The organism is Rhizobium hidalgonense (assembly GCF_002914525.1).
In the GTDB taxonomy this organism is placed as follows: domain Bacteria; phylum Pseudomonadota; class Alphaproteobacteria; order Rhizobiales; family Rhizobiaceae; genus Rhizobium; species Rhizobium hidalgonense.
Map to the genome: position 1 here is coordinate 1 of NZ_LODW01000004.1, position 2,326 is coordinate 2,326.

The 2,326-nt window shown below is 62.4% G+C and carries 2 protein-coding genes; both read left to right on the top strand.

Going from position 1 to position 2,326, the window contains the following annotated elements; all coding sequences use genetic code 11:
- Nucleotides 1-253 precede the first annotated feature (253 nt).
- Nucleotides 254-1,315: an LLM class flavin-dependent oxidoreductase gene (locus tag ATY29_RS00050; protein ID WP_003565639.1), complete on the top strand. Its 1,062-nt coding sequence runs from the start codon at nucleotides 254-256 to the stop codon at nucleotides 1,313-1,315.
- Nucleotides 1,316-1,353: 38 nt separating this feature from the next.
- On the top strand, nucleotides 1,354-2,112 hold the full coding sequence (gene map / locus ATY29_RS00055; RefSeq protein ID WP_003565636.1) for a type I methionyl aminopeptidase: 759 nt from the start codon (nucleotides 1,354-1,356) through the stop codon (nucleotides 2,110-2,112).
- Nucleotides 2,113-2,326: the final 214 nt, after the last annotated feature.

The following is a 2,326-nucleotide window of genomic DNA, read 5'->3' on the forward strand; positions in this document are numbered from 1 at the left end:
ATCCCAGCTTCCCCTGCAGTAAAGCACAGATTTGAGAGACAATTCCTGTGCTTGTCACAGGAATCCAGCAGCGCCGTGTCTACGGCGCAAAGACTCTGTAACACGCGTTCGATCAGCCAACTGACACGAGCATCGGCCACTCAAACACATACGGACGCCTATCGAAATTCTCGAACGTTCCGTTCCAGAATTTGTATTTGCGCTCCATCCCCGCCATCCTTATCTCCGGGCTGAGTTCAACAGGATGCCGACGATGGAATTGGGCCTTTACACATTCGCCGATGTCAATCCCAACCCTTCCCGTAGCAAGGGAGCGGAAGGGGCCGAGCGGCTGAAGCATCTGATCGAGGAGATCGAGCTTGCCGATCAGGTGGGACTCGACGTCTTCGGGCTCGGCGAACATCATCGGCCGGACTATGCGGCGTCGGCGCCGGCCGTCGCGCTGGCGGCGGCGGCCGTCAAGACGAAAAACATCCGGCTGACCAGCGCCGTTACCGTGCTGTCCTCCGACGATCCGGTGCGCGTTTTCCAGCAGTTTTCGACGCTCGACCTGATTTCCAACGGCCGGGCCGAAATCATGGCGGGGCGTGGCTCGTTCATCGAGTCCTTCCCGCTGTTCGGCTACAATCTCGAAGATTACGACCAGCTTTTCGAGGAGAAGCTCGATCTGCTGCTGGCGCTGCGCGATGGTGAAGTCGTGGAGTGGAAAGGTGAGATGCGTGCACCGATCAACGGGCGCGGCGTCTATCCCAGGCCGCTGCAGGATCCGCTGCCTTTGTGGGTTGCCGTCGGCGGCACGCCGCAGTCGGTGGCGCGCGCCGGTGCGCTCGGCCTGCCGGTGGCGCTGGCGATCATCGGGGGCGAGCCGCGTCGATTCGCGCCGCTGTTCGATCTCTACCGCGAGGCAGCGCGCCGGGCAGGGCAGGACCAGGCGAAGCTGAAGACCAGCATCAATGTCCACGGCTTCATTGCCGAAACGACGGCGGCTGCCGCCGAGCAGTTTTACGGGCCGCAGGCCGAAGTAATGAACCGCATCGGCCGCGAGCGCGGCTGGGGACCGACCAGCCGGGCCCATTTCGACATGTCGCGCGGACCGAACGGTGCGCTCTTCGTTGGCGATCCCGAGGTGGTGGCCGAAAAGATCATCGCACAGCACGCGCTTTTCAAAAACGACCGCTTCCTGCTGCAAATGGCGATCGGCCTGATGCCGCATGACCAGATCATGCGCGGCATCGAACTGTACGGCACGAAAGTGGCGCCGATCGTCAGAAAGGCATTGACTGAAAAGGGCGAAGGGGCGAAAGCCACGGCTTGAGGCGGCCGCGGCGGCCGGTGCAAGGCCGGAAGAGACGAATGGTTATCGCAAATGACGACGAACTGGCAAAGCTCAAGGAAATCGGCCGCATCTGCGCCAACGCCATCCAGGTGATGGCGGCGGCGATGGAGCCCGGCATGACGACGCTGGAACTCGATCGGATCGGCCGCAAGGTGCTAGAGGATTCAGGCGCGCGCTCGGCGCCGGAGTTCTGCTACCAGTTTCCGGGTGCGACCTGCATCAGCATCAACGAGGAAATCGCCCACGGCATTCCCGGTCCCCGTGTCATCCGCGCCGGCGATCTCATCAATATCGACGTTTCGGCGGAGAAGGACGGCTTTTTCGCCGATACCGGCGCCTCCTTTGCGATGCCGCCGGTCAAGCCGAAGATCGACAAGCTCTGCCGCGACGGCAAACGGGCGCTCTGGGTCGGGCTCAACCAGGTGAAATCAGGTGAGCCGCTGGCAAAGATCGGCACCGCCGTCGGCGCCTTTGCGCAGAAGAACCGCTATACGCTCGTCGCCAATCTGGCGAGCCACGGCGTCGGCCGCTCGCTGCACGAGGAGCCGGCCGAGCTTTCGACCTGGCCGGACCCTTCGGAAAAACGTGTCATGACGGACGGCCTCGTCTTCACGGTCGAGCCCTTCCTGTCGCTCGGTGCGACATGGGCCGAAGGCGGCGACGACGCGTGGACGCTCTATGCCGATCCGCAGGCACCGACCGTGCAATATGAACATACGGTGGTCGCGACGCGGAATGGTCCGGTGATTTTGACCTTGCCGGATGGCCGGGCGTAGGGTTGGAAGTGGCGTTTTGCCGGGAGCGCTCACTTCTGCTCCCTCATTCCTGTGCTCGTCACAGGAATCCAGCCACCGCGCGTCTGCGCGGTGAATGAAGCAATACCTTAAGGGGAGAGTCTCCCGCGCCCAGGACTTGGGCGCACTGGATTCCTGTGACGAGCACAGGAATTGTCTCTCAAATCTGTGCTTTACTGCAGGGGAAGCTGGGATC